Source organism: Flavobacterium terrisoli, from assembly GCF_030167905.1.
GTDB classification, from domain to species: Bacteria; Bacteroidota; Bacteroidia; order Flavobacteriales; family Flavobacteriaceae; genus Flavobacterium; species Flavobacterium terrisoli.
The window spans coordinates 166,769-186,844 of record NZ_JARGNA010000007.1 but is presented as its reverse complement, the minus strand read 5'-3'; the positions used below and the strand labels follow the sequence as shown (position 1 = coordinate 186,844).

The 20,076-nt window shown below is 38.7% G+C and carries 25 protein-coding genes; 9 read left to right on the top strand and 16 right to left on the bottom strand.

Annotation, left to right across the window (positions count from 1 at the left end; all coding sequences use genetic code 11):
* Window position 1: 1 nt before the first annotated feature.
* From P1K33_RS11355 to P1K33_RS11340, 4 genes are all read right to left on the bottom strand, one after another.
* Complete coding sequence (locus P1K33_RS11355) at window positions 2-607, bottom strand: flavin reductase family protein (protein WP_284653092.1); 606 nt, start codon at window positions 605-607, stop codon at window positions 2-4.
* A 100-nt stretch (window positions 608-707) separates the two neighbouring features.
* Window positions 708-1,205, bottom strand: a complete 498-nt coding sequence (locus P1K33_RS11350) for a DUF1905 domain-containing protein (protein ID WP_284653091.1) — start codon at window positions 1,203-1,205, stop codon at window positions 708-710.
* Window positions 1,192-1,842: a DUF2238 domain-containing protein gene (locus P1K33_RS11345; protein ID WP_284653090.1), complete on the bottom strand. Its 651-nt coding sequence runs from the start codon at window positions 1,840-1,842 to the stop codon at window positions 1,192-1,194. The genes P1K33_RS11350 and P1K33_RS11345 overlap by 14 nt, the downstream gene beginning before the upstream one ends.
* A gap of 51 nt (window positions 1,843-1,893) precedes the next feature.
* Window positions 1,894-2,457, bottom strand: a complete 564-nt coding sequence (locus P1K33_RS11340) for a DUF4256 domain-containing protein (protein ID WP_284653089.1) — start codon at window positions 2,455-2,457, stop codon at window positions 1,894-1,896.
* Window positions 2,458-2,714: 257 nt separating this feature from the next.
* On the opposite strand from P1K33_RS11340, the gene P1K33_RS11335 reads away from it, so the two are divergent.
* The 9 genes from P1K33_RS11335 (at window position 2,715) to acs (ending at window position 13,671) form a co-directional block, all read left to right on the top strand.
* Window positions 2,715-3,134 (top strand): IS1/IS1595 family N-terminal zinc-binding domain-containing protein, encoded by a 420-nt coding sequence (locus tag P1K33_RS11335; protein ID WP_284653088.1) that lies wholly within the window; start codon window positions 2,715-2,717, stop codon window positions 3,132-3,134.
* Window positions 3,135-3,231: 97 nt separating this feature from the next.
* A complete protein-coding gene (locus tag P1K33_RS11330; protein WP_284653087.1) occupies window positions 3,232-4,503 on the top strand; it encodes a DcaP family trimeric outer membrane transporter in 1,272 nt (423 codons plus the stop codon).
* A gap of 21 nt (window positions 4,504-4,524) precedes the next feature.
* Window positions 4,525-6,063 carry an MFS transporter gene (locus P1K33_RS11325; protein ID WP_284653086.1) on the top strand — a complete coding sequence of 513 codons (1,539 nt, stop codon included), beginning with the start codon at window positions 4,525-4,527 and terminating at the stop codon, window positions 6,061-6,063.
* A gap of 10 nt (window positions 6,064-6,073) precedes the next feature.
* Window positions 6,074-6,289 carry a DUF6814 family protein gene (locus P1K33_RS11320; protein WP_284653085.1) on the top strand — a complete coding sequence of 72 codons (216 nt, stop codon included), beginning with the start codon at window positions 6,074-6,076 and terminating at the stop codon, window positions 6,287-6,289.
* A 77-nt stretch (window positions 6,290-6,366) separates the two neighbouring features.
* Entirely contained in the window at window positions 6,367-6,561 is a 195-nt protein-coding gene (locus P1K33_RS11315; protein ID WP_284653084.1) for a hypothetical protein, read from the top strand.
* Window positions 6,554-9,247, top strand: a complete 2,694-nt coding sequence (locus tag P1K33_RS11310; RefSeq protein ID WP_284653083.1) for an ATP-binding protein — start codon at window positions 6,554-6,556, stop codon at window positions 9,245-9,247. Before P1K33_RS11315 ends, P1K33_RS11310 begins: the two co-directional genes overlap by 8 nt.
* Complete coding sequence (locus P1K33_RS11305) at window positions 9,244-9,609, top strand: response regulator transcription factor (RefSeq protein ID WP_284653082.1); 366 nt, start codon at window positions 9,244-9,246, stop codon at window positions 9,607-9,609. Before P1K33_RS11310 ends, P1K33_RS11305 begins: the two co-directional genes overlap by 4 nt.
* 80 nt (window positions 9,610-9,689) lie before the next feature.
* Complete coding sequence (locus P1K33_RS11300) at window positions 9,690-11,585, top strand: acetate--CoA ligase (RefSeq protein ID WP_284653081.1); 1,896 nt, start codon at window positions 9,690-9,692, stop codon at window positions 11,583-11,585.
* Window positions 11,586-11,763: 178 nt separating this feature from the next.
* On the top strand, window positions 11,764-13,671 hold the full coding sequence (gene acs / locus P1K33_RS11295) for an acetate--CoA ligase (protein WP_284653080.1): 1,908 nt from the start codon (window positions 11,764-11,766) through the stop codon (window positions 13,669-13,671).
* Window positions 13,672-13,708: 37 nt separating this feature from the next.
* Here the strand turns inward: acs and P1K33_RS11290 are convergent, their stop codons facing one another.
* From P1K33_RS11290 to P1K33_RS11235, 12 genes are all read right to left on the bottom strand, one after another.
* Entirely contained in the window at window positions 13,709-14,089 is a 381-nt protein-coding gene (locus P1K33_RS11290; RefSeq protein ID WP_284653079.1) for a DUF1801 domain-containing protein, read from the bottom strand.
* Window positions 14,090-14,094: 5 nt separating this feature from the next.
* Window positions 14,095-14,502, bottom strand: a complete 408-nt coding sequence (locus tag P1K33_RS11285; RefSeq protein ID WP_284653078.1) for a VOC family protein — start codon at window positions 14,500-14,502, stop codon at window positions 14,095-14,097.
* A gap of 39 nt (window positions 14,503-14,541) precedes the next feature.
* A complete protein-coding gene (locus P1K33_RS11280) occupies window positions 14,542-15,003 on the bottom strand; it encodes a DinB family protein (protein WP_284653077.1) in 462 nt (153 codons plus the stop codon).
* A 2-nt stretch (window positions 15,004-15,005) separates the two neighbouring features.
* Entirely contained in the window at window positions 15,006-15,224 is a 219-nt protein-coding gene (locus P1K33_RS11275) for a DUF4287 domain-containing protein (protein ID WP_284653076.1), read from the bottom strand.
* Window positions 15,225-15,227: 3 nt separating this feature from the next.
* Window positions 15,228-15,608, bottom strand: coding sequence for a DoxX family protein (locus tag P1K33_RS11270; protein ID WP_284653075.1), 381 nt, complete (start codon window positions 15,606-15,608; stop codon window positions 15,228-15,230).
* A gap of 30 nt (window positions 15,609-15,638) precedes the next feature.
* Window positions 15,639-16,163: a DUF4199 domain-containing protein gene (locus P1K33_RS11265; protein ID WP_284653074.1), complete on the bottom strand. Its 525-nt coding sequence runs from the start codon at window positions 16,161-16,163 to the stop codon at window positions 15,639-15,641.
* An 81-nt stretch (window positions 16,164-16,244) separates the two neighbouring features.
* Window positions 16,245-16,721 (bottom strand): response regulator transcription factor, encoded by a 477-nt coding sequence (locus P1K33_RS11260; protein WP_284653073.1) that lies wholly within the window; start codon window positions 16,719-16,721, stop codon window positions 16,245-16,247.
* Between the two features lie 128 nt (window positions 16,722-16,849).
* Window positions 16,850-17,698, bottom strand: a complete 849-nt coding sequence (locus P1K33_RS11255; protein WP_284653072.1) for a L,D-transpeptidase — start codon at window positions 17,696-17,698, stop codon at window positions 16,850-16,852.
* Between the two features lie 83 nt (window positions 17,699-17,781).
* The gene (locus P1K33_RS11250) at window positions 17,782-18,198 is read right to left on the bottom strand and encodes a DUF5004 domain-containing protein (RefSeq protein ID WP_284653071.1); all 417 of its coding nucleotides are present in this window, start codon (window positions 18,196-18,198) and stop codon (window positions 17,782-17,784) included.
* 128 nt (window positions 18,199-18,326) lie between these two features.
* Window positions 18,327-18,710, bottom strand: coding sequence for a hypothetical protein (locus P1K33_RS11245; RefSeq protein WP_284653070.1), 384 nt, complete (start codon window positions 18,708-18,710; stop codon window positions 18,327-18,329).
* A gap of 42 nt (window positions 18,711-18,752) precedes the next feature.
* On the bottom strand, window positions 18,753-19,085 hold the full coding sequence (locus tag P1K33_RS11240; protein WP_284653069.1) for a DUF4870 domain-containing protein: 333 nt from the start codon (window positions 19,083-19,085) through the stop codon (window positions 18,753-18,755).
* A gap of 309 nt (window positions 19,086-19,394) precedes the next feature.
* The gene (locus tag P1K33_RS11235; RefSeq protein ID WP_284653067.1) at window positions 19,395-20,033 is read right to left on the bottom strand and encodes a response regulator transcription factor; all 639 of its coding nucleotides are present in this window, start codon (window positions 20,031-20,033) and stop codon (window positions 19,395-19,397) included.
* Between the last annotated feature and the right edge of the window lie 43 nt (window positions 20,034-20,076).

The window sequence follows — 20,076 nt, the reverse complement described above, 5'->3', positions numbered from 1 at the left end:
TTTATCCTCTTTTAATGGAAAACAATTCGCCTAATTTGGCATAATGCGAACCTGCCAATCTTGAGATTGGTTTATAGGTTTCTAAATTGATTTTATGATTGTCCAATAGCACTTCGTCATCAAAATGCATCATTACAATACGGCCAATGACTACGCAGGCGCCGCCATTTTTATGGTCTTCGAGAAAGTAATGGTGAACCAACTCACATTCGAAAGTAATTTTACTTTCTTTCACACGCATCGGTTTTACCTTTACGGACGGAATGGGCGTAACGCCGGCCAATTCAAATTCGTCCACATCATGGGGAACCGATTGTGCTGTCAGATTCATTTGTTCGGCCAATTCTTCGGTAACCATGTTTACTACAAATTGTTTGGTTGCCAAAACATTGTTTAAAGTATCCTTATTTATGTTATTTCCTCTTCCGGCGGCAAACATCACATGAGGCGGATCTTCGCCAACGGCATTGAAATAGGAAAAAGGAGCTAAGTTGTTGATTCCTTCTTCACTAACAGAAGAAATCCATCCGATGGGTCTTGGAATAACCGCACCGGTTAATAATTTATAGACAGCCGAATAATCGAGCTCGTTAGGGTCAAATAGCATGTTCTTGTTTGTTTACTACAAATTAAAGCTATTTTTTTGGTATTTTTTTTAATCAAAGTCAAATTTCTGACCCTAAAATTGATAATTCCTGAATATCGGCTTAAGGCTTGTCTCTGCCAATGAATCGTTCCTTTCCCAATAAGAAATTAATGGCTTTGGATACATTTCTGTCGACGCTTTCTTCCGTTTTCAGAAAGGAAATATACCTGACGATTTCAAGTCGGCGTGATGCTGGTAAGTTTTCAAATACTTTTTGGGCTTCCGGATTGTTTTTCAACGCAGCAACCAATTTGGGATGCATGGTTATTTCGCGTGGTTTTGAATCATAAGCGACAGTAAAAACAGCAGTGTCACCAACGTCTTTACTGGCAGCTTTCCGCATCGGTGTGTTCAGGTACAATCGCCAATGACCGCTGTATTTGATTAGGGTTTGCGTAAAAGAATGTCCATCAATAGTCATCGTTACTGGAATTTTGCCTTTGTCTTTTTTGGCTTGACCAAAAACCATTTGCAACACTTCTTCGGGCAAAAATACAAATGGGTTGATGCCGATGATTTCTATTTGGGCGCTAAATGAAATGGAATCATTTGCTTTCATGGACTTTAAAAATCTTTTTGACCAGAGAAACGATAGTCGTCGCCAGAATAGCGCCAAGAAAAGCTAAGAAAATATCTTTTTGGGCATCCCAAATATCACCTTGTGTTCCTAAGTAAGCATCGCCCTGCGCCGGGAAGAAAATATCGGCCACAGCCCATTCAATCAGTTCGTAGAATCCGCTAATGGATAAGGTGATTTCAATCGGCAATATCCACGCAACCATTGTTGGATATTTGAGCCATTTCAAGAATAATTCCCGCATTGGATAAGCCAATAAGAATCCGAAACTAAAATGCACAATTCGATCATAATGATTTCGAGACCAATGAAATTCATCTTTAAGCCAATACCCAAAAGGGTTTTCAGCATAAGTATATTTGGCTCCATACACATGCAGACACAAATAGACGCAAATCAGGAGATAAGTAAGGTCGCTGAATTTGTATTTTTTATAAGTAAAAATCAGAAACAAAAAGAAAATCACCGTCAGCGTATTTTCAAGCAGCCAGTTGTTCATGTCATTGGTGCCAATGAGTGTGCTGATCCAGATGGCAACAAAAATGGCAAGAAAACTCCATAACCATGGGTTTTTGTTAAAAGGCGTTCTTTCGGGTGAAATGGCGATGGTAAAAGGCATGGTTTTATGTTTTGTTAAAGCGAATATAGGTAAATAATTGCTTTTACAAATTTAAACTCTCAGCGAACCGCGAAACGCTCTGGCTGCATAATAAGAATCGGCACCATTGTGATACAAAAAAACACTACCATAACGATAGTCGCAAAAGACTGCGCCGCCATGTTTTCTGATCTCGTCGGGAGTTTTTATCCAGCTCGATGTTTTAGCATCAAAATTTCCAAGTTGTTGTAATGCTCTGTATTCTTCTTCAGTTAGGATTTCAATGCCCATTTCAGCAGCCACATCCATAGCGCTGTTTTTTGGTTTGTGTTCTTTTCTGGCATCCAGTGCTTTGCGATCGTAGCAATAGCTTCTGCGGCCTTTTGGGCTTTCTGCCGAACAGTCATAAAAAATATATTCGCCTGTTTTTGAATCATGGCCAACCACATCGGGTTCGCCTTCGGTTAATTCCATTTCATTGAGCGACCATAATTTTCCGGGATTGGCTTCCAGTTTTGCCTGTACTTTTGACCATTCAAGGCTTTTGTGACGGTTCATGTTTTTCTCAAAACGGGTTTTTAAGGTGTTGATTAATGTGGCTTGTTGTTCAGGTGACAACTCTTTTTTAGTTCCCATAGGTATAAAGTTTTTGATTTGTTTTTGGCTTAGCTAATTTAATACAAATTATGCAATTATGAATTTGGGTGAGTGAATTCAAATCATTCTTTCCCAAAAACTAAATTTTAGCCAAAATCATATTGTTTGTCAATAATTGAGGATTCTATAATAAAAAGCCAATAAAATTAGCGCTTGTATAATTTTTAGTTAAAAAAAATAGCAAAAACACTTTTGTATATTTGCTAAATAAGTATATTTATGCAAAATTTATATATATGGAGATTTTAGCTTGTCCCAAATGCCAAAGCGATGCTATAGTCAAAAGTGGCGTCATCAAAGATAGACAAAGGTTTTTATGTAAAAAATGCAATTATTATTTCACTGTAAATAAACTCGGCAAAAAGATCGATAGTTACTATGTTACTAAGGCTTTGCAGTTGTATCTCGAAGGGTTGAGTTATCGTGAAATTGAACGCATTATTGGGGTTTCACATGTTACCGTAAGCAACTGGGTTAAAGAATTTAAAATTTCCAAGCCCAATCATGTTGATTACCATCCTACTTATAAGATATACAACCACTTGGAACTGGTTGAATTTCTGAAAAATAAGGAAGTATTAAAAGGAGCCGGAATGATTATCACGGAACTCGGCGACAAGTTTATGCTGATTAAATGGGAGCGTTTTAAAGATTAACTATAGTGATTTACATAAATATATATCATAATTTTTTTCGTTGGTAAAATGTTTGAATTTGGTCAAACAAAATTTAACCAAAACCAACAATCAAATTATGAAAAAAAAATTATTATTAATGTTTGCAATTGGCTCTATCTCAGGGTATGCACAAACAACACCAGCGCCTGCAGCAACACCAGCGCCTGCCACAACTCCCCTAAAGGAATGGGATGTGAGCATGTATGGGTTCATCAGAACCGATTATATTTGGGATACCCGTCGCTCCGCACAAGTGCGTGAGTACAATTTAAATTTGTATCCGTTAGATGAGCAACTCGATGCTAATGGAGATGATCTGAACGATGCCGGAGCTTCCAACTTCCTTTCTGTAGTGTCTCGTTTAGGAATTAAAGCAAAAGGCCCGAATGTTTGGGGCGCCAAAACCAACGGAACATTAGAAGGCGATTTCTTCGGGAATACTGAAGCCAGCATTGGATTGCTTCGCTTGCGTCATGCTTATGTAACCCTTGATTGGGATAAAACGAGTCTTTTATTGGGCCAAACCTGGTATCCAACTTTTATTCCGGAAGTTTTTCCGGGTGTAGCTAATTTTAGCACAGGTATCATGTTCAACCCTTTCGGTTGGGTTTCTCAAGCCAGAATCAAACAAAACTTTACCAAAGAATTATCTTTTGCCTTGACGGCTTACAAAGAAAGAGAGTTCACCACGGCTACAGCTACAGGTGGGACGCAAAACTCGGCTTCTTTTAATTCCGCTTTGCCAACATTACACGGTCAATTTCAATTCAAGAATGCCAATTGGATTGCCGGTTTGGGATTTGAATACAAATCATTACAACCTTTAACCGTTAGTAATGGAGTTGCCACTTCCGAAAAAGTGAATACCACTTCGATTGTTGGTTATTTTAAATACAACAATGATAAATTCCACATCAAAGCCTACGGAATATCTGGTAAAAACTTATACAACATGGTAATGTTGGGAGGTTTTGCCGGTTATGCCGACCCCAATGGTGGCGTAGAAACCTATGAAGGAATTAAAACTACCGCTTTGTGGGTAGACATTGCCGGCAATGGGAAAAGTATAGCACCGGGATTATTCTTAGGCTATACCAAAACAGACGGTGTAAGTAAAGACAATCCGACTACTTTGTATGGTAGAGGCTTTGCCGGAACCCGTGGCGTTGATAATGTAATGAGAGTGGCTGCCAGAGTTGATTTCAAACAAAATAAGTTCAGAGTTACTCCTGAGTTAGAATATACTGGAGCTACTTGGGGCGATTTGAAACCCGATGCAACATTTTCCGGCAATGATAAGAAAGTAGGCAATTTCAGAGCCATGATTTCCTGCTGCTATAGTTTTTAATAACCAACCAATTTATATAGTATGAGCAATAAAAAAACAAAAGGAATTTGGAAAGTGATTTCCGCGTCCTCTATGGGAACCATGATTGAATGGTATGATTTTTACATCTTCGGTAGTTTGGCCGTAGTATTATCCACTAAATTTTTCCCTACAGACAATCCAACCGCAGCGTTCTTATCAACCTTAGCAACCTTTGCAGCCGGTTTTGTAGTACGTCCGTTTGGAGCACTTTTCTTTGGAAGATTGGGTGACTTAATTGGAAGAAAGTATACTTTCATGGTTACTTTGATGTTAATGGGCGGCGCGACTTTCGCCATCGGATGTATCCCGAGTTATGAATCTATCGGTTTTATGGCGCCAATCTTGGTATTAATCCTTCGTCTTTTACAAGGTCTTGCCCTTGGAGGTGAATATGGAGGAGCGGCAACTTATGTAGCAGAACACGCGCCAAAAGGAGAAAAAGGATATTGGACTTCTTGGATTCAAACCACAGCTACCGTAGGGTTGTTCATTTCACTGATGGTGATTTTGGTTACCAAAAGTGTTTTGTCTAAAGAGGCTTTTGATGAATGGGGATGGAGAGTGCCGTTTTGGGTTTCTATCCTAATGGTGTTTGTATCCTATATGATTCGTAAAAACATGGCAGAATCTCCGGTTTTTGCCAAAGCGAAAGCAGAAGGGAAAACCACAACCAATCCGCTAAAAGAAAGTTTTGGAAACAAATACAACTTAAAATTTGTCTTGCTGGCCTTATTTGGGGCAACGATGGGACAAGGAGTTGTTTGGTATACAGGGCAGTTCTATGCGATGAACTTCTTAAAAACTGTACAAAGTATAGATTCATCTCAAGTGGATATGCTTTTGGGAATCGCCTTGATATTAGGAACACCTTTCTTTGTATTCTTTGGTTGGTTGAGTGACAAATTAGGCAGAAAATCAATTATGATGACCGGTATGTTATTGGCTATTTTGCTTTACCGCCCTATATATCGCGTCATGTACCAAACCACAGATTTGGCCTTAAAAACAGAAATTGTGGCCCAAACCAAAGTAGTACCGTCAATGAAAGAAGTGGATGCCACTAAAATGGACTCAATTTATACTACTACTAAAGCTTACACAGACGGAACAACTGTGGAAGAAATCAAAACCAAACATTTTGAAGCTGGAAAATTAATGGTGGATGAAAAAGGCAAAGACAAGATTGAAACCAAAGTCACTAAAATGATTAATGATTCAGATAGAATGTGGTTGATATTTCTGGTGTTTATTCAGGTGATTTTTGTAACGATGGTCTATGGTCCGATTGCGGCGTTCTTAGTTGAAATGTTCCCGGTAAAAATCAGATATACATCCATGTCGTTGCCATATCACGTTGGAAATGGTATATTTGGTGGATTGCTCCCTGCTATTTCTACCTATTTTGTGACCACAGCCAAAGATGCCGGTGATGTCGAATTCTATCTCGAAGGATTGTGGTATCCGATTGGTATAGCTGCTGTTTGTTTCATTATTGGAATGATTTATATCGATAGAAAAATTAATACACTTCACGACTAAAACATAAATTATGAACACATTAAAGAAATTTTTAGGGATAGTCTGGATTGCGTTAGCAATAGCAGTAGCCTACTTCGCCATCGGTATCTTCGGAGGAAAATTGACCTCGGGAAAGCAAGATGACTTGGTATTCGGGATAATAATATTTTTTATCTTGTTACCTTTGATTGTAACAGGATTAACCATCTTCGGCTGGTATGCCTTAACCGATGAATATGAAGATTAATACAATAAAGTTTATTGGTTACCTCAAGCTCTTAATTCGTTAAGGGCTTTTGGCTTTTTATAGATTCAAAAAAAAAAATGAAACAAAGACACCAACAAAAATTAGTCATTATCTCAATGATATTGTTAATCGGATTAAATCTTCCGATACTGTTGTTGTTTGATAGTGCCGAAAGTTTTATGGGTTTTCCTGTCATTTACATCTATATTTTTTCTGTGTGGCTGTTTTCGCTTTTACTGTCTTTTATCATCATAAAGCGCTACCATGAATAGTCTCTTTTTATTAATCATATTAGCCCTATATCTGGGAATTCTTTTCTTCATTGCCCATTGGGCAGAGAAAAAAGGAAACTCAAAATGGACCAACAATCCCTATATTTATTCCCTTTCACTGGCTGTGTATTGTACGGCATGGACGTATTACGGCAGTATTGGTGTGGCTGCCAATTCGGGCTTGAATTATTTGCCAATTTACCTTGGGCCAATCATTATTGTTCCGGTATGGATGATTATCCTGAAGAAAATTATCCGCATTTCAAGAGTCAATAAAATATCCAGCATTGCCGATTTTATTTCGCTCCGTTATGGCAACAGCCGATTTTTGGGTGCAGTTGTTACGATAGTATGCCTGTTTGGTATTTTGCCCTACATCGCTTTGCAATTAAAATCGATTGCCGAAACTTTTCACATCGTAACCCAAACCCAATCCAATTCTAACATCTTTGACGACAGCACCACTTATGTGGCTTTTGCTCTGGCTATTTTTGCTTCCATCTACGGAACGCGCTATGTAGATGCATCCGAAAAACGGAAAGGAATTATAACCGCTGTAGCTTTGGAAAGTGTATTAAAATTGGTGTTTTTTATTATCATCGGTGTTTATGTGACTTTCTTTGTTTTTGACGGTTTTGATGATATTTATGCCAAGGCTTCACTATTGGAGCACTTTCAGGAAAAGAATACCATCGGCGGATTACCGCAAGCCATCAACTGGTTTTTCTTGTGCATTCTTTCTTTGTTTGCCATTTTTTTATTGCCGAGACAATTCCAGGTGGCAGTCATTGAAAACAACCGTGAAAATCATGTGAATACAGCCGTTTGGTTGTTTCCTTTGTACTTGTTGTTGTTTAATGTTTTTGTCTATCCAATCGCTTGGGGCGGCAATATTCTATTCGAGGGACAAACGGTGAATTCGGATACCTATTCGCTGTTGATTCCACAGTTTTTTGACAATAAAACGTTGACGGTAATGGTTTTTCTGGGCGGATTTTCAGCGGCGATTTCTATGATTGTTGTTTCTTCCATTGGTTTGTCAACCATGGTGAGTAACAACCTGATCATTCCTTATGGTTTGTTGGGAAGATTAAAAAACAACGAGCAATCCACTATCAATAAAAAGATTGTCAACATTCGTAAGATTGGGATTTTCTCGCTGATTATCATTGCTTATTTTCTCTATCGTTACTTCGCTTTAGATTACAGTTTGTTCTCTATTGGTTTAGTGGCTTTTGTGATTATTGCGCAATTGGCACCATCGTTCTTCGGCGCATTGTTTTGGCGTAGAGGCTCAAGAACCGGAGCGGTTTCGGGAATGATTGTAGGTTTTGTAATTTGTTTGTACACTTTGGTTGTGCCTTATGCCTTAGGGATAACTTCTTCCGATACGTCCTTTATTTCCGAAGGTTTATTTGGCATCAAATTATTAAAACCATTGCAACTATTCGGATTGGATTATTTACAACCGGTGCCGCATGCTTTGTTCTGGAGTTTGTTTTTTAACTTTATGATTTATATCGCAGTATCGGTGAGTTTCAAAGGCAATTACCGCGAACGCAACTATGCCGAAATGTTTTTGGATATCAATAAGTACATCAACATGCACGAAAATGCTTTTGTGTGGAAAGGAACGGCTTATAGAAATGATATCGAAAAAGTACTGACTAAATTCTTAGGGGAAGAAAGAACCAAGCGCGCCATGAATATCTTTAACCTGAAATACAATGTCGATAAAAATGAAGAGTTAGCCGATGCGCGTTTGATTAAATTCTCTGAAAATCTGTTGACCGGTCATATTGGTACGGCTTCCGCCAAAATATTAATCTCAAGCGTAATCAAAGAAGAAAAAATTACTTTGCCTGAAGTCTTAAAGATTTTGGAAGAATCCAAGGAAAATATCATCATCAACAAAAAGCTGATTGAAACCTCTAACGAACTCAAAGAAATTACGGCTAAGTTGCAAGATGCCAATGTTTCCCTGATGGTGAAAGACAAGCAAAAAGATGAATTCCTCGATACGGTTACCCATGAATTGCGAACGCCAATCACAGCCATCAGAGCTTCGAGCGAAATTTTATACGACGATGACGAAATCCCCGAAGAGTTGAGAAAACAGTTCTTGCAAAACATCATTTCAGAGTCGGACAGATTAAACCGTCTGATTGATAAAATTCTCGACTTAGAAAAGTTTGAAACCGGCCGACAAAAAGTTAACTTTGCTACACATAAGGTACTCGAAACGATTGAAAATGCCATTGAACCTTTGCAACAACTGATTAACAATAAGCACATTCATGTGCATTTGGAAGGAAGCAACAGTCTGAAAGCCGATTTTGACGAAGACCGTATTGTGCAGGTAGTAACCAATTTGGTGTCAAACGCCATTAAGTTTTGTCCCGATCATAACGGTTTAATCACTCTGGCGGTGTATGACAAACACGATTTTGTTCAGGTGGAAGTGAGTGATAATGGTAAAGGAATTGCCTCAAATGATTTTGAAAATATTTTTGACAAATTTTATCAATCGACCAATCAGAATTTTAAAAAGCCTATTGGTAGCGGATTAGGATTAGCCATTTGCAAACAAATCATCGAACACCATAAAGGAAAAATTTGGGCCACCAATAATGCAACCGGTGGTGCTTGTTTAAGTTTTACATTACCCAAAAAACAGCAGCCATGAAAAAGATTTTAATTGTAGACGACGAACCCAACATTGTAATGTCATTGGAATACACTTTCAAAAAGAACAACTTTGAAGTGTTTATTGCCCGCGACGGTCAGGAAGCTTTGGAAATTTTAAGAAACCAGTTTCCCGATATTATCATACTCGATGTCATGATGCCTTTAGTAGATGGTTTTGAAACTTTGCAGCAAATCAAAAAGAACGAACAACTCAAGCATTGTAAAGTGATTTTTCTATCCGCAAAAAACAAAGAAAGCGATATCGAAAAAGGAATGGCACTCGGTGCCGATGCCTATTTAACCAAACCTTTTTCCATTAAAAAAGTAGTCGAACAAGTCAACGAATTACTGGAAAACTAAGTATTAAGTAACTGTTTATTGAACAATATTTTGTCTTTTTCAAAAGAAAAGGATGCCATAACTACATTCAAAATCTAACCATGAAATACCAGGAATTATACAACCAAAGCATACAAAACCCGGAAAAATTCTGGGCAGAACAAGCCCATGAAATAGAATGGTTTACCAAGCCAAACGAAATACTATCAGCAGACGAAACCGGTTATCCGTTGTGGTACAAAGACGGTAGTTTGAACGCCTGTTTTTTGGCTTTAGACAAACATATTAAAGATGGTTTTGGAGACCAAATCGCCATCATTTACGACTCGCCTGTTACGCAAACCGTAAAAAAATATACCTACAACGAAGTCAAATCGGAAGTGGCAAGATTGGCCGGTGGTTTATTGTCTTTGGGATTAAAAAAAGGACATACCGCTATCATTTATATGCCGATGATTCCACAAGCGACATTTGCCATGCTGGCTTGCGCCCGAATAGGAGTAACACATTCGGTGGTTTTCGGAGGTTTTGCGCCACACGAATTGGCCATCAGGATAGACGATTGTAAACCCAGAGTTATCTTAACCGCTTCCTCCGGAATTGAAATCGACCGATTGATTGCCTACAAACCTTTAGTTGATGAAGCTATCGAATTGGCCGAACACAAACCCAAAAAAGTAGTAGTGCTTAATAGAAAACTCGGCGCCAGAATTCCGTTTAAGAAATACGATGTCGATTATGATGCGCTAGTTTACGGTTCAGAAGAAGTCGATTGCGTTCCGGTGGAAACGACACATCCGTTATATGTTTTATACACTTCAGGAACGACCGGTAAACCCAAAGGCATTGTCAGAGACACCGGTGGTTATGCTGCGGCGCTCAAATTTTCAATGCAAAAAATCTACGGTGTCAAATCCGGTGAAGTGTTTTGGGCGGCTTCCGATGTGGGTTGGGTTGTAGGTCACAGTTTCATTGTTTACGGACCGTTAATCAACAGAAATACGACCATAGTCTTCGAAGGCAAACCCATCAAAACACCTGATGCGAGTACGTTTTGGCGTGTAATTGCCGAACATAAAGTAAGTGTTATGTTTACGGCACCGACAGCCATTCGTGCCATCAAAAAAGAAGATCCGAATGGTAAATTCATTAAGCAATATGATTTATCAAGTCTGCGCACGCAATTCCTCGCCGGAGAGCGTTGTGATGTGGCTACTTTAGAATGGTACCGCGAACACATTCCGATTCCGGCTATCGATCATTGGTGGCAAACTGAATCAGGCTGGCCGATGATTTGTAACATGATCGGCGTAGAATATTTGCCCATAAAACCGGGTTCTTCAGGAAAAGCAGTTTCGGGTTATAATATTGTCATCTTAGGCGAAAACGGCCAAGAGTTAAAACCTAATGAAGAAGGTTATGTGGTCATCAAACTGCCATTACCACCGGGAACTTTGTTGGATATTTGGAATGACAACGAACGCTTTCATGCCGGTTATTTGGATAAATATCCGGGCTATTATTTCTCCGGTGACGGTGGTTACAAAGATGAAGACGGTTATATCTTCATTACAGGTCGGGTAGACGATGTGATTAATGTTGCCGGACACCGTTTGTCAACAGCTGAAATGGAAGAAATAGTAGCTTCACATCATTCCGTTGCTGAGTGCGCTGTCATTGGGATAAACGATGAATTGAAAGGACAAATTCCGTTAGCTCTGGTCGTAACCAAATCAGGAGAAGAAATTGAACATTTTCAGTTACAACATGAGATTGTAAAACTGGTCAGAGAGCAAATAGGCGCTGTCGCTTCTTTAAGAGATGTGGTTATTGTACAACGCTTGCCCAAAACCCGTTCCGGTAAAATATTACGCAAATTATTAAGAAGCATAGCCGATGGAGAAAGTTTCCAAATCCCTTCAACCATAGATGATGAAGCGATTATTGATGAAGTGAGACAAGTTCTGGATATAGGGAAGATAGGTAGTTTTAAGTAAAAGAAAATAGAGAATAGAACATAGAAAATAGAGATTTTCTCTTCAAGGCTTTCACGTCTATATTCTTATACTCTTTGTTCTATATTCTTAGCTATACTTATTTAGCAAGAAAATTGAGCGCCACACCAATAGAATATTTATATTTACATTACAAAACGATAATAAAAGAAGATTTACAATGAGTTATTACAAAATACTGAATTTGGAGCACTACTTCAAAATGTATAAAAAATCTATCCGTGAACCACGTAAGTTTTGGGATCGAATAGCCGATGAGAACTTTACCTGGTACCAAAAATGGGATAAGGTTTTTGAATTTGATTTCCAGCAGGCCAAGTTTAAATGGTTTGTAGATGCCAAAGTCAACATTACTAAAAACTGTATCGACCGACATTTGGCGCGTCGTGGTGATAAAACCGCTATCATCTTTGAACCGAATAATCCTGATGAACCGGCATTGCATATTTCGTATAACGAATTGTATGCGCGTGTGGCCAAATTGGCGAATGTGCTTCGCGAGCAAGGTGTGCAAAAAGGTGACCGTGTTTGTATTTACTTACCAATGATTCCCGAATTGGCTGTGGCAGTTTTGGCCTGTGCCCGAATCGGAGCGATTCATTCCGTGGTTTTTGCCGGATTCTCGGCTTCAGCGGTTGCAGCGCGCATCAATGACTGTGAATGTAAAATGGTCATCACTTCCGATGGCAGTTATCGCGGCAACAAATCCATTGACTTAAAAGGAATCGTAGATGAGGCTTTGGAAAAATGCCCGACGGTGGAAAGAGTATTGGTAGTCAAAAGAACCCATACCGAAGTGACCATGAAAGAAGGACGTGATTTATGGCTGCAGCCATTATTAGATGAAGCGATTCCGAATAACGTAGCCGAAATCATGGATGCTGAAGATCCGCTATTCATTCTGTATACTTCCGGCTCAACCGGAAAACCAAAAGGCATGGTGCATACTACTGCCGGTTATATGGTATATACCGCCTATACTTTTAAGAATATTTTTAACTATGAAGAAAACGATGTTTTTTGGTGCACTGCCGATATCGGCTGGATTACCGGACATTCTTATATTTTATACGGACCATTGTTAAACGGTGCAACGACGGTAATTTTTGAAGGCGTGCCTTCATATCCAAATTTCAGTCGTTTTTGGGAAGCAATTGAAAAACACAAAGTAACACAGTTCTATACAGCTCCAACCGCCATTCGTGCCTTGGCTAAAGAGAGTTTGGATTATGTTCAAAAGTATCCTTTGAGTTCATTGAAAGTTATTGGTTCCGTTGGAGAACCAATCAACGAAGAAGCCTGGCACTGGTACAATGACCATGTAGGCGGAAAGCGTTGTCCATTGGTAGATACCTGGTGGCAAACCGAAACCGGCGGCATTATGATTTCGCCTATTCCGTTTGTAACGCCAACCAAACCAACATACGCCTCATTACCATTGCCTGGTGTTCAACCGGTGTTGATGGATGAATTGCGCAACGAAATTGAAGGCAATCAGGTAACTGGCGCCTTGTGTATCAAATTCCCCTGGCCATCCATTGCGAGAACCATTTGGGGCGATCACCAACGTTATAAGGAAACTTATTTCACGGCTTTCCCGGGGAAATATTTCACAGGTGATGGTGCTTTGCGCGATGAAGTTGGGTATTACAGAATCACCGGAAGGGTAGATGATGTGATTATTGTTTCGGGTCACAATTTGGGAACCGCACCGATCGAGGATGCCATCAATGAGCACCCAGCTGTGGCAGAGAGTGCTATTGTTGGCTTCCCACATGATGTGAAAGGAAACGCGTTATATGGATTTGTAATCCTGAAAGAAATAGGTGAAAGCCGCAATCAGGATAATTTGGCCAAAGAAATCAACGAATTAATATCAAATCAAATCGGGCCGATTGCGAAGTTGGATAAAATCCAGTTTGTGGCCGGTTTACCAAAAACGCGTTCGGGTAAAATCATGCGCAGGATATTGAGAAAAATTGCAGAAGGTGATTTCTCTAACTTCGGAGATACTTCCACGCTTTTAAATCCGGAAATAGTTGATGAGATTAAAGAAGGGAAAATATAAAATTAAAGCCAATTCAAACGAATTGGCTTTTTTGTTTTTACAGTTTGCCCATCCAATTCTGAATAATGGATTTCAGGTTTTCCCGATGATTTGTAATTTCGGCCAATTGGGTAAAAGTAATTACGGCCCGGTCATTGGCAGCCCATTTGAGTAAACCACTTTGATCTTCGATTAATTTGGACGAAGGCATTTCCTGCTTTTTGGCGCCACGGTGTATAATGAGTTTAATGTCATTTGGCCTGGCCAAATTAAACGTCAGAAAGTCGATGCCGTTGTACTGATAACTTGGTGCATTCCATTTGATGATTTCGGTCAATGCCGGAAAATCGCCTTTGATAAAATCACGCAGGAGAATGATTTCGTCTTTTAGCGGATGTTCCAGTTTATCGAGATAAGAATTGACTTCGTTATTACTCATATTGGCTATGCTGTTGGAAATTTAGAAATGTCCATATAGAAAATCTCCCAGGTGTGACCGTCAAAATCTTCGATGGTTCGCTGTTGCATAAAACCATAATCTTTCATTTCGCTGGGTTCTGTTCCGCCGGCTTTAACGCCATTTGCTACAATGCTGTTTACTTCATCAACACTGTCAACCGATAATGAAAATAGTCCGGCGACTGTCGATTTAGTGTCGGCTATGGGTTTGGTCGCAAAGTTGGCGAACTTTTCATGTGACAAAAGCATTACGAATATATTTTCACTCCAAACCATGCATTTTCCGGTATCGTCCGAAAATTGCGGATTGTTTGTAAAACCCAATGCCGTATAAAAATCCATAGATTTCTGCAGGTTGGTTACTGCTAAATTGATAAAAATTTGTTTTGCCATTTTTTAAAACTTAATTGTTAAAGTTGCTATGCGATACCTCTAAGAAACCATTTTGGCTAAGATGACTATTTGCCCCAAATGGTAACAATCATGCTGGATAATTCCCTGAATATGCTCGTAATAAGTCATTTCATTGTTTGGGTAAATATTTTCAAAATCATTTTCATTGAAATCATTCAGAAAATTAATCCAGGCGGTTTGTGATACTTCCAATCGCTCTAAAGTATTTTTCCAGGCGTCGGCAGAAGTATCTTCTACCGGTTCAATATAATTGTTATTGGGTGTAGTAATTACTTCTCCCTGAACTCTCCGCAGCACATTATTCCGCCAGGAGATGATATGATTGGTGATTTCCCAAATGGTGTTGGCATTGGGCAAAGCTTTCTTCGCTGCCTGCCCGGCTGTAATATTTTCCAAAACGCCAGTGATGGTAATCTCAATCCATGGACTGCCGTTATAGAGTTTTTGATATAGACTGCAGATGCGTTTTGGTTCTTTCATCTTTAAGAGGTTTTACCTTTAAATGCGGCAAAAATAGCCATACTGTGTCCGTGGCCTAAATCATAATCTTCTTTGAGCCAAGCCACAATTTGTCCGGCTTTGACCTCGGCTTTCAGGTTTCCGTTTTCGAGAAACCCTTTCTTTTCTGCCAGTGCTTTGAAGTCTTCAGTGCTAAGACCGGTTTTGGCTTTGATATTGTCTAAATAAGCTTGGAATGACATAATTTACTGTTGGTTAGCTTTTGCTGCATTTAACTTATGATAATAAAAATAAGAAACCATCAAAACGGCTAATACAATCAGTGGGAAAACGGCCGGAAAGCCAAAACCGTCCACCACACAATAACTGATGGAAGCAAACAGGAAGTCAAATACAAAACCGGCATAAGCCCATTCCTTTAAGTTTTTTGGAACCTGCGGAATGACTAAAGCCAATACGCCTAAGATTTTAAAAACGACCAAAGCATTTCCAAAATACTCAGGATAACCCAAATGCCTGATGCCTTCTTTGGCCATTTCGGTTTGTGAAGTCAGTGCCGGCATTACACCTTCAAACAGGAAGATGAGAATCGTGGCGGTCCAAAACAGGATTTTTTCTTTTTTCATTTTTTTTATTTAAGAATGTTGCACAAAATTTTAAGCGGTTTTCACCGTTCTTTTTAGGATCAGCGCACTGATAACCGGTACCAATAAACCAATTGGGACCAATATTTCGACATACGTCCAAAGTATTACCATAATCGGATTTTTATACATTTCCTTATAACCTTCCATTTCCGCTGCTTTGACTTTTATTTCCGCTGCCGTTAATCCTGCCTTTTCATAATTTTTCATCATGATATCGGCATATTTATCCATAAAATCAGGGAAGAAACAATAATACTCAATCAGCCAGACACCAACATAGATGGTCGCTGCAATCAACGAAATCAGCATCCCGATTTTTAAACCTTTTCCAAAAGTGATTACGCCTTCATTGTGATTGTCGCGGAAACTTTTGATTCCCAAAAAAACAAAAACATAGGCAATCAGCATTCCGGCATAGCCGAGAACCATGCTTGGTTCAAAGTCACCTTTGTTCATTTGTACAGTGCCATACACCATAAAAGAAGTGACGATAACACCTGCGATAAGTCCGTAAGTAATAATAATTTTTTTCATGTTATTTTGTATTTGATTAGGTAGCAAAGGTTAGTGTTTACAGGATTTTGGCACTCATCCTTTTGGGTGATTTTTCAAAAATCATCCTAAAGTAGGAGGCAGGAGTTGCAGCTTTTTGGCTGTTTCAATGGCTTGTGTCCTGCGCTTGACTTCGAGCTTTTCAAAGAGTTTGGCGCTGTGTGTTTTTACCGTATTGAGTGACACAAACAATTGTTCGGCAATTTCCTGATTGCTTAACCCTTGGGCCATCAAGGTCAATACTTCCAGTTCGCGCTTGCTGATGTTTCGTTGTTGTAATTCGATTTTGTTTAAAACAAAGTCTTCAATCGGCACACGAATTTCTTTTTCCACGACTATGGTTTCCACTTTGGGTTTAGTAATTTTATTGGCTATCCAAATGCCAAACAACAGAAAGAAAATGGAAATAATCCCAATGTATATTTCGTATTGATGCTCTACAATCATAAAGCGAAACTCCAGCCATCGCAACAATAAAAGCAATACGGCCATTGAAACGGCATAGGAGATGATTTCTTTATATGGTTTTAGTTTGAGCAATGTTGTGATATTGGTTACCCAAAAATAGGAAATAATTATTTCAATTTGATAAACTTACAATCGGGTACTATTAAAAAAGGGCATTCCATTACAGAATGCCCTCGGAGAGTGGTATTTGATTTTGACATTTACTTTTCCTTATTGTATTCCACTCTTTTCTGTTGTTGTGTTAAGATGTTTTTTAAAAACGGTTTTACTTGTTGTGCAATTTCTTTTTCAGATATTTTTAATGCTTTAGGATTTTTCACTAATTGTGACCAAGGTTTGGGCGCGCCAAAATCATAAGCGCCAAAAATAATCACCGGTGTTCCTTTCACTTCAATCGTGTCATCATCGAGCAAAACCCATTGGTCAGCCCAATCATAAAGATAACGCGCATCTTTTTCCTGAAGACGCAGGCAGGAATGCGATGCCGGATAACCGGGTAATTCATATTGGTGCCAGCCTACGCCCAATTTATTGGCGATATTAAAATTCCATTTTAAATCCCATTCATCGTTGAAAGTACTGGTGGTTTCTTCTGCTTTCCAATTGGTGAAGAACAATCCGGTTGGTGTTTGGTCCTTTTTCCGACCCATATTCGTTGGACCGGTATGAATCAAAACGCCATTTTCATAAGCACCAAAGGTTTGTGTCGGATAGGAAAAGAAGATGATTTTATCAACGTTTTCCAATGCATTTACTTCAAAGGGAAAGGGAAGATAGTAAGCAATATCACCGGTCAAATCGATAGGAATCACCACCGAATCCATTTTGACAAAGTTGGCTTTGTCAGTTCGGTTTACCGCTAAGGCAATTTTGATGGCATTTTGGTCTGTGGTTTTGGCCAGCCATTTTTTTGCATTCTGCCATTCATAAGCGACTTTCTTGGGCTGTCGTCTTTCGGGCAAAGCCTTTTTTTTGACCAGCACAGTTTTTTCCTGTTTGCAAGCCAAAAACGCCAAACAGATCATTGCTACTATGAGAAACTTTTTCATAGTAGTAAAATTCAGCTAATCCGCTTTGTAAAGTGTTATAAAATTTGACAAAAATGTTATGAGATTTTCAGTTGGAAAGGTCTTTACTGTTTCTTCATGACCAATTCAATTTGGGCATCTTCAATGGTGAAAATGATTTTTTTCTCCTCGGTCCGAACTAAAAATATGATAGTGGTATAGCCTTCATTTTTGAGTCCGACCTTAATTTGTTTTTTCTTTTTGTCGAATATCCATTTCTTGTTCTGGAATAACTTCTCTAGCTGTTCCATCATTTTGGCGGAGCTTTTGGTTTCAAAGGCAAAACTATGGTCTTCGTTAAAAGTATAAATAGCTTTTTGAAAACCGGCTACCAGTTCTTTGGTTTCGGGTTTGTCTGCGTCTTTGAGTGCTGTGGCCTTTTTGACTTTCCATTTGCCGGTAATCAGGGTTTCGTCGATGGTTTGGCTTTGGGTAGCAGCAAAAGCAAAGAGAAAGATATGAAGGAGTAATAATTTTTTCATCTGTTGTAGGTTTAGAATAAGGCTAAGATATAAAATAAATAAAAAGCCCCAACAGTATAAACCATCAGGACTTTCGGATAGATTAGCGGTATTCCGAATCAAGGACAAAAAGGGTAATGTTTATTTGGCTAAATGCAGGATATAATCAAAATGCATAAAACCGCCATAATAAGACCAGCGATGAGTAATTCGGTAAACAGTTTTTTGCTTTTTGGTTTACCGGATTGGTGAAAAGTGTCGTGGCTTTTTAATTTTTTCAGCCTTTCTAAATAGATGAGCCAACCGCCGCTTTCGGCTATGTATTCACCTAATTCGGTTAATTGATAGCCATGTTCATCGTCAGTATAGTTTTTTATCAGTTCTTTTTGTTGCATTATTTCGGCCAACATTTTAGCACCGGGAATCGGTTTTCCCTGTTCGTCCTTAAAATCGGTCAGTCCCATGATTTTGTGTTCCGAAGCATACAGAATCATAAGGTTTAGGGCAATGAGTTTGTTAATTTGATCAATCATACAATGGTGAGACCTTTATTTGAAAAAAATGGGATGGTCAACTTATTGGATAAAACGAAATTTGTCTTTAAAATAAAATCCAATAAATGGCAATGGCAGTCTCACACCATGATAGGCACTTATTATTCCGGCAATCCAAAGTATAACCAATCCCATGTTGTTAATAATTAATAATAAAAGAAAAAATGAGTCAAAATAAATGGGTATGGCCATTACGATATTGGTCACAATCGCAATGATACCCAACCCGAATGATTGTTCCAGATGAAATTTTACCAAAGATGATTTTGACCCTTTTCGATATTCCATAAAAGCAATGATCCAACCGATAAAGGTCATGTAGCTTAATATTGAAACGGTTTTTTTATGTATCATTGGTCTTTCTGCGTCAAAATCTGTTGGATAATTTCCCTTAATCAATCCCTGTAAATCCTACCGACAAACAGAGTGAGGCTATTTATGGCCGATAGGATTTTTTTAGGATTTCCCACAATCATTATGTTAACTACTACTAACATCGACACTACTAATAACCATGATTTCGTATGGACAAATCTAAAGCAATGAAAAGTAGCTATTTGTAGAATTGACGCGACTTATTTGTAGAATTGCTACTACAGGAAAAGCAACCGTTTCAGGTTACTTTTCGTAAAAATGCATTAAGAAAATTAAATGATTTCAGGATTAGTTATACAATTGAAAAAAATCAATCAGATCGGCAAGATTGTCAATTTCAAGTTTCTCAAAAATCCTGTTCTTAAAAGTGCTGACGGTTGATTTCTTGATGTTCAAATGCTCTGCTATTTCCATGTTACCATAGCCTTTTATTAATAAGCGTGCCACTTCCACCTCACGGTTGGAAAGCAACTCCAATGGATTGACAGGTTTTTTGGATATATAGGAATCCAGTATTTTGTCTTTGATGTTTTGGGTAATGTATTTCCCTGAAACCATCATGCTTTTTAAGGCGTGTTTCATTTCTTCTTCATTGCTGCCTTTATTGAGATAACCCGATGCTCCGGCATTAAGATAACGCAGCGCATAGATATCTTCATCATAAGCGGAAAAAATCAGTATCTTAATATCGGGCTGAATGGTCTTTATATCGGCGATGATGTTAAGGCTGTTACCGTCAGGGAAATTGATGTCTAGGACTAACAAATCAATTTTGGTTTCTCTAAGTACCTTGAGTGTTTCCCTGAAACTGCCGGCCTGATGAATTTTGGCACTAAAAAACAACTCTTTGATTAATAAGGAAACGCCTTGTCTGACAATGCTGTGATCGTCGGCAATTAAAAAAGTATAATTTTGAGCGGGCTTCATGTTAGTGGTATATTAGTTATAGTAGATTAGCCGTATAATTCTT

What these genes read in the sequence shown, in the direction of transcription:
- acs (WP_284653080.1), top strand. Translation starts at nt 11,764, where the DNA reads ATGAGTTATTACAAAATACTGAATTTGGAGCACTACTTCAAAATGTAT.
- P1K33_RS11330 (WP_284653087.1), top strand. Translation starts at nt 3,232, where the DNA reads ATGAAAAAAAAATTATTATTAATGTTTGCAATTGGCTCTATCTCAGGG.
- P1K33_RS11280 (WP_284653077.1), bottom strand. Translation starts at nt 15,003, where the DNA reads ATGAAAGAACCAAAACGCATCTGCAGTCTATATCAAAAACTCTATAAC.
- P1K33_RS11335 (WP_284653088.1), top strand. Translation starts at nt 2,715, where the DNA reads ATGGAGATTTTAGCTTGTCCCAAATGCCAAAGCGATGCTATAGTCAAA.
- P1K33_RS11245 (WP_284653070.1), bottom strand. Translation starts at nt 18,710, where the DNA reads ATGATTGATCAAATTAACAAACTCATTGCCCTAAACCTTATGATTCTG.
- P1K33_RS11275 (WP_284653076.1), bottom strand. Translation starts at nt 15,224, where the DNA reads ATGTCATTCCAAGCTTATTTAGACAATATCAAAGCCAAAACCGGTCTT.
- P1K33_RS11350 (WP_284653091.1), bottom strand. Translation starts at nt 1,205, where the DNA reads ATGAAAGCAAATGATTCCATTTCATTTAGCGCCCAAATAGAAATCATC.
- P1K33_RS11345 (WP_284653090.1), bottom strand. Translation starts at nt 1,842, where the DNA reads ATGCCTTTTACCATCGCCATTTCACCCGAAAGAACGCCTTTTAACAAA.
- P1K33_RS11355 (WP_284653092.1), bottom strand. Translation starts at nt 607, where the DNA reads ATGCTATTTGACCCTAACGAGCTCGATTATTCGGCTGTCTATAAATTA.
- P1K33_RS11270 (WP_284653075.1), bottom strand. Translation starts at nt 15,608, where the DNA reads ATGAAAAAAGAAAAAATCCTGTTTTGGACCGCCACGATTCTCATCTTC.
- P1K33_RS11320 (WP_284653085.1), top strand. Translation starts at nt 6,074, where the DNA reads ATGAACACATTAAAGAAATTTTTAGGGATAGTCTGGATTGCGTTAGCA.
- P1K33_RS11315 (WP_284653084.1), top strand. Translation starts at nt 6,367, where the DNA reads ATGAAACAAAGACACCAACAAAAATTAGTCATTATCTCAATGATATTG.
- P1K33_RS11290 (WP_284653079.1), bottom strand. Translation starts at nt 14,089, where the DNA reads ATGAGTAATAACGAAGTCAATTCTTATCTCGATAAACTGGAACATCCG.
- P1K33_RS11285 (WP_284653078.1), bottom strand. Translation starts at nt 14,502, where the DNA reads ATGGCAAAACAAATTTTTATCAATTTAGCAGTAACCAACCTGCAGAAA.
- P1K33_RS11340 (WP_284653089.1), bottom strand. Translation starts at nt 2,457, where the DNA reads ATGGGAACTAAAAAAGAGTTGTCACCTGAACAACAAGCCACATTAATC.
- P1K33_RS11250 (WP_284653071.1), bottom strand. Translation starts at nt 18,198, where the DNA reads ATGAAAAAATTATTACTCCTTCATATCTTTCTCTTTGCTTTTGCTGCT.
- P1K33_RS11310 (WP_284653083.1), top strand. Translation starts at nt 6,554, where the DNA reads ATGAATAGTCTCTTTTTATTAATCATATTAGCCCTATATCTGGGAATT.
- P1K33_RS11265 (WP_284653074.1), bottom strand. Translation starts at nt 16,163, where the DNA reads ATGAAAAAAATTATTATTACTTACGGACTTATCGCAGGTGTTATCGTC.
- P1K33_RS11255 (WP_284653072.1), bottom strand. Translation starts at nt 17,698, where the DNA reads ATGAAAAAGTTTCTCATAGTAGCAATGATCTGTTTGGCGTTTTTGGCT.
- P1K33_RS11240 (WP_284653069.1), bottom strand. Translation starts at nt 19,085, where the DNA reads ATGATACATAAAAAAACCGTTTCAATATTAAGCTACATGACCTTTATC.
- P1K33_RS11305 (WP_284653082.1), top strand. Translation starts at nt 9,244, where the DNA reads ATGAAAAAGATTTTAATTGTAGACGACGAACCCAACATTGTAATGTCA.
- P1K33_RS11235 (WP_284653067.1), bottom strand. Translation starts at nt 20,033, where the DNA reads ATGAAGCCCGCTCAAAATTATACTTTTTTAATTGCCGACGATCACAGC.
- P1K33_RS11325 (WP_284653086.1), top strand. Translation starts at nt 4,525, where the DNA reads ATGAGCAATAAAAAAACAAAAGGAATTTGGAAAGTGATTTCCGCGTCC.
- P1K33_RS11300 (WP_284653081.1), top strand. Translation starts at nt 9,690, where the DNA reads ATGAAATACCAGGAATTATACAACCAAAGCATACAAAACCCGGAAAAA.